Annotated in this window: 3 protein-coding genes; all 3 read left to right on the top strand. The window is 68.9% G+C overall.

The genetic code is table 11. From position 1 onward, the window contains the following. Positions 1 to 149 precede the first annotated feature (149 nt). Positions 150 to 3,044: a glycoside hydrolase family 2 TIM barrel-domain containing protein gene (locus BLR49_RS12785; RefSeq protein WP_281241827.1), complete on the top strand. Its 2,895-nt coding sequence runs from the start codon at positions 150 to 152 to the stop codon at positions 3,042 to 3,044. Between the two features lie 4 nt (positions 3,045 to 3,048). Further along, the gene (locus BLR49_RS12780) at positions 3,049 to 3,519 is read left to right on the top strand and encodes a NanQ anomerase/TabA/YiaL family protein (RefSeq protein ID WP_092538224.1); all 471 of its coding nucleotides are present in this window, start codon (positions 3,049 to 3,051) and stop codon (positions 3,517 to 3,519) included. A 142-nt stretch (positions 3,520 to 3,661) separates the two neighbouring features. Then, positions 3,662 to 5,149, top strand: coding sequence for an amino acid permease (locus tag BLR49_RS12775; protein WP_092538222.1), 1,488 nt, complete (start codon positions 3,662 to 3,664; stop codon positions 5,147 to 5,149). Positions 5,150 to 5,595: the final 446 nt, after the last annotated feature.

Below are 5,595 nucleotides of genomic sequence, written 5' to 3'. Positions count from 1 at the left end.
ACCGCCACCCTCGACCTCGACGACACACGCGACGGCGGCCGCGCCCTCGACGCCCTTCGCCAGCCGGTGAGTCCCGCACCCGGCGCCACGCAACCACCAAGCGATGTTCCACGCCTGTTCCATGAGCACCGCTCAACCCCGACTATTCGTTGCAATCACGGGGTGTCCTGCATACGGGGCGGGTTCGCGTCCCTCACCTGTGGCAGGTGGACGGATACGGCCCCCTGCAGTACACCGACGAGGGCTTCCCCTTCCCGGTCAAGCAGCCCCTGGTCCCCTCGCACAATCCGACGGGCGTGTACCAGCGCGAACTGCTCCGCCCCGTCCTGGCCCCGGGCGAGCAGGCGGTACTGCGCCTGGACGGGGTCGACTCCTACGCCGAGATCTACCTCAACGGCGAGTTCGTCGGCATGACCAAGGGCTCCCGGCTCAGCGCCGAGTTCGACGTGACCGAGCTGCTGACCCGGCGCGCGAACCTGCTGTCTGTCAAGGTTCAGCAGTTCAGCGACGGCACCTACGTGGAGGACCAGGACATGTGGTGGGCGTCGGGGATCTTCCGCGACGTCTACCTGATGGTCCGTCCGTCCGCACGGCTGGAGGACTTCCAGGTCACCACGCACCTGACCGACGACGGCGGCGCCGACGTAACGGTGGCGGTGCGCACCCGCGCCGTCCGCGACGTCCGCCTGACGCTGATCGGCCCGGACGGCACCCGCCTGGAGAGCACCGCCGCCGACGACGCCCCCGGCACCCTGCACGTGCCCGAGGCGCGCACCTGGAGCCCCGAGTCCCCCGTCCTGTACGACCTGGTCATGTCCGTGCACGACGCCGACGGCGCCGTCGTCGAGACCGTGCCGCACCGCCTGGGCCTGGCGGAGTTGAGCATCGTAGATGGCAGGCTGCTGCTGAACGGCGCCTACTTCAAGATGCGCGGGGTCAACCGGCACGACCACGACGACCGTCGCGGCCGTGCTGTCGGCATGGCACGGGTGCGCCGCGATCTGGAGCTGATGAAGCTGCACAACATCAATGCGGTGCGCACCTCCCACTACCCCAACGATCCGCGCTTCTACGAGATGTGCGACGAGCTGGGTCTGCTGGTGTTGGCCGAAACGGACCTGGAGACCCACGGCTTCGAGAACACCGGCGACATCGCGCGCATCACCGATGACCCCGCCTGGGAGCCGACCTTCGTGGACCGCATCGAGCGGCTGGTGATCCAGGAGCGCAACCACGCCTGTGTCGTGGCCTGGTCGCTGGGCAACGAGTCCGGATTCGGCTGCAACATCCGCGCCATGTACGCCCGCTGCAAGCAGCTGGATGCGCGGCCGGTGCACTACGAGGAGGATCGCGACGGCGAATGCGTGGACCTGATCTCCACCATGTACTCGCGCGTGTCGCAGATGAACGACTTCGGCGAGCACCCGCACCCCAAGCCGCGCATCCTGTGCGAGTACGGGCACGCGATGGGCAACGGGCCTGGCGGCCTGGCGGAGTATCAGCGGGTCATCGACCGCTGGGACTCCATCCAGGGCCAGTTCATCTGGGAGTGGTGCGACCACGGACTGGCAGCCATGACCGAGGACGGCCGCGAGTACCACACCTATGGCGGTGACCACGGCGACTACCCGAACAACTCCAACTTCTGCATCGACGGGCTCATCTTCCCCTGGCAGGAGCCGAGCCCGGGCCTGACCGAGTACAAGCAGCTGCTGTGTCCGCTCGGGGTGGGTTGGGATGACGGCGAGCTGCGGGTACGCAACGGCCGGTTCTTCACCGACGCCTCCGACATCGTCCTGGACCTGGAGCGGGTCGTCGACGGCGTCGCCGAGCCGCTGGACCGTCTCACACCGGGGCCGCTCGCACCGCAGCAGGAGATGGGCACGGCGCTGCCAGTGCCTGTCGAGCCGGGCCGCTCCACCCACCTGCGGGTGCGCGTGCGCTCCACCGCGGCAACAGCCTGGGCGCCGCGGGGCCACGAGCTGGGCGTCTTCCAGTTCGTCGTCGCCGACTCGACCGGTCCCGACGCCGCCGCCCACCTGCGCACGGAGGCCTCCCGGATGGAGGTGCGGGCGAATGACGACGAGCTCGTCATCTTCGGAGTGGATCAGGAGCTCCGCTTCGACATCGTCACCGGCGCCCTGACCTCCTGGGTGCGCGGCGGCAGACCGGTGCTGGCGGCACCGCCCGCCGTCGGCTTCTGGACGCCGCTGATCGACAACCACCAGCAGGAGGCGGATGCGCTGTGGACCGGCCGCAACCTGCAGCTGATGCAGACCTCCACCCGGTCGGTCGTGCTGCGGAGGGAGGAGAACGCCGCCGTCGTGGAGGTGGCGCAGATCATCGGTCCGCCCGCGCAGGAGCTGGGCTTCGAGGTGGACCTGACCTACACGATCACCGGCTCCACGGTCAGCGTCGGCGCCGTCGGCCGCGCCTACGGCGAATACCACGACATCATTCCGCGCATCGGCCTCACCTGGGAGGTCCCCGGCTCCGCCCATCGGGTCGAGTGGCTGGGGCTGGGCCCGGGCGAGAACTACCCGGACTCCCGCGCGGCCGCCGTCGTGGGCCGGTGGAGCACCACCGTGGAGGAGATGCAGACCCCCTACGTGGTGCCGCAGGACTGCGCCAACCGGGGCGGGGTGCGCTGGCTAACGCTCACCGACGCCGACGGCGCGGGCCTGGCCGTGGCCCGCACCCCGCTGCGGGGCGCCTGCGAGCCGCCGGAGGACTTCGACTTCTCGGTGTGGCCGTGGACGTGCCAGGACATCGATGCCGCCCGCCACCGCACCGACCTGGCACCTCGGGAGAACGTGACCGTCAACGTCAACCATCGCGTGCTCGGACTCGGCTCCAACTCGTGGGGCTCGGAGGTGCTCGACACCTACCGGATCCGACTGGAGGACTTCTCCTTCTCCTTCGATCTGATCCCCCTGGACGCCGACGGGGTGGCCCCCGCCGGAGGGGCCGGTGAGTCCGCGTCCGGCCTGCCCGGGACGGGCACAGCACCCAAAACCCCCACAACCCCCGGAACAGGAGCGTGAACCGATGCGGCTCTTCCCCGATCTCGACTCACTAGCCCGCGAGCGCGGGGCCGCCAAGAAGTGGCTGCGGACCTGCCAGGCGATCGACCACCTGCCCGCGCTCCGGCCCGCTGTGGCGTACTCGTTGGGCGATTCCCTGACTTACTGGAAGGACTCGACCCAACGCCTGCTGGCCGCCTGGGGCGTAGGCGACGGCCTGGTGGCCTCACGCCGCTATCTGAACGTGCTGCACGCCGTCGACGCCGATCTGACCGTGCAGGTGGTGCCGGTCGCCGTCGCCCCCGTGCGCACCCCCTACGACGACCTCACCGACAGGGAGGTGCACGAGCCCGCCGAGTCGCTGCGGACGGTGACCGTGCCCGCCGGGGGAATCGGCGTGGTCGACGTCTCCGAGGCGTTCCGGCTGCTTCCCGGCAGCGGCGACGCCGCCATCATCCGCGTCACCGTCGAGGAGGCCTCCTTCCCCAACAAGTAACCGAACCGAGGCGCCGTCGGCGCCGTGCACCCACCATCCAATCAACCGCAAACCGCACGATTCATGTGCGCGCCGCCGGGATCGCAGCGTCGTCACCGGCCTGAGAGCGCACACGAGTCTGCACGAATCAAGGGACTGCACCATGTCTTCGTCTTCCGAAACTCGGGCGCGGATCGGCCAGTTCGCGCTGCTCACCATGACGGTCTCGGCCGTCTTCAACATCCGCAACGTCATCAACAACAACGTTGCGATCGGCCTGGCGTCAGCGCCGGCCTTCTTCCTGGCCACACTGCTGTACTTCGTTCCATTCACGCTGATCATCGCCGAGTTCGTGGCCATGAACCGGTCCTCGGAGTCCGGGGTCTACCAGTGGGTGAAGACCTCCATGGGCGGGCGCTGGGCCTTCATGACGGCGTTCTGCTACTGGTTCGTCAACCTCTTCTACTTCGCCTCCCTGCTGCCGCTGATCCTGGTGTTCACCTCCTACCTGCTGACCGGCGGGGACAGGGAGATGTCCCCCTGGATGATCACGGCGCTGTCCATCGCGATCTTCGCGGTGGCCACCTGGGTATCAACCAAGGGCGCGAAGTGGATCGGCACCATTACCTCGATCGGCGCGTCGGCGGTGCTGGTACTCACGGGCGTGTTCATCGTCGCCTCGCTGGCGGCCCTGATCGGCGGCGTGGAGCCCGCCTCCCCGATCACCCTGCGGGCACTGCGGCCGGACACCTCCTCCTTCGCCACCACCTGGGCCTTCCTCGGGACCCTGGCCTGGATCATCCAGGGCGTCGGCGGCGCCGAGTCGGTGGGCGTGTTCCTCAACGACCTGCGCGGCGGCGTCAAGGCCTTCGTGCGCACGATCGTGGCGGCGGGCCTGATGATCGGCCTGCTGTACGCGGTGGCCTCGCTGCTGATGAACGTGTTCGTGCCGACAGGCGGCCTGGACTACTCCAACGGACTGTTCGTGGTGATGGGGGCGGTCGGCGAGCACTTCGGGGTGCCGGCGGCGATCACCTTCCGGGTGGTCGGGCTGGTACTGCTCGCGGCCACGCTCGGCTCGCTGCTGATGTGGACCTCGACACCGGTGAAGATCTTCTTCTCCGAGATTCCGGCGGGTGTGTTCGGCGGCAGGCTCGTGGAACTGAACCGGCAGGGCATTCCGTGGCGGGCGGCCTGGCTGCAGTTCGCCATTGTGGTGCCGATCCTGATCATTCCGGCGCTGGGATCGAGCAACATTGATGATCTGCTGGGCATCGTCATCAACATGACGGCGGCCACGGCGTTGATCCCGCCGCTGCTGATCCTGCTGGCCTACCTGGTGCTGCGCCTGCGCTACGACGCCGCACCCCGGGAGTTCCGCATGGGCTCGCGGCCGGTGGGGCTGGCGATCACGGTGTTCCTGCTGGCGGTGTTCGCCTTCGTGTTCGTGGCGGGCACCACGCCGCTGGACCAACCGCTGTGGCTTACGCTGGTTTACAACGTGGGCGGCGTGGTGGTGTTCCTCGGCGCGGCGCTGGCCTGGTACCAGCGCTACATCGACAGGCTGCGGGCACGCGACCCGCGGGCGGCCCGGACCGAACTGGCGCCGTCGTCCAGGACGCGTGAACAGGAGGCCCTTAACAGGCGCTGAACGGGCGCCGGGGTCCACCCCGGCTCCGCTCAGTCGGTCCGCTCCGACCCCGGCGGCCTGGCCTGAGGCCAGTGCGGCGGCCGACGGCGGGCGGCGTCGTGACGGCATCTGCCGGTGGCGCCGACCTTGGCGGTGGGCGGGCCCACGATCGACACGCATTAGTGGTCTACTTCGAGCTTTTGTGCTCTGGTGTGCGGGTACTCCCCGCACACCAGAGCACAAAACATCGCAGCAGAGGACAAAGGCTCGCAGCAGGCCAAGCCAAGCCCGGGACCCACCCCAGGGGCGGGACACCTTGAACGGCCGCCACTTCCCCGGAGCTTCTCAGCCCGGCGGGGGTGTGCTTCCAGGTCGGAGGGGTTATATGAGTCCTGCCGCCGGACGGTGCGGATCGCGAGGGTTGGGGAGCCCAAAGACCGACACCGCCACCGAGAACCACGAGGGTA

The organism is Actinomyces ruminicola, from assembly GCF_900103885.1.
Lineage (GTDB): Bacteria > Actinomycetota > Actinomycetes > Actinomycetales > Actinomycetaceae > Actinomyces > Actinomyces ruminicola.
The sequence above is the reverse complement of the archived record's forward strand: the minus strand, read 5'-3'. Positions and strand labels throughout refer to the sequence as shown.

Coding starts and splice junctions, on each gene's coding strand:
- BLR49_RS12780 (WP_092538224.1), top strand. CDS start 3,049: ATGCGGCTCTTCCCCGATCTCGACTCACTAGCCCGCGAGCGCGGGGCC.
- BLR49_RS12775 (WP_092538222.1), top strand. CDS start 3,662: ATGTCTTCGTCTTCCGAAACTCGGGCGCGGATCGGCCAGTTCGCGCTG.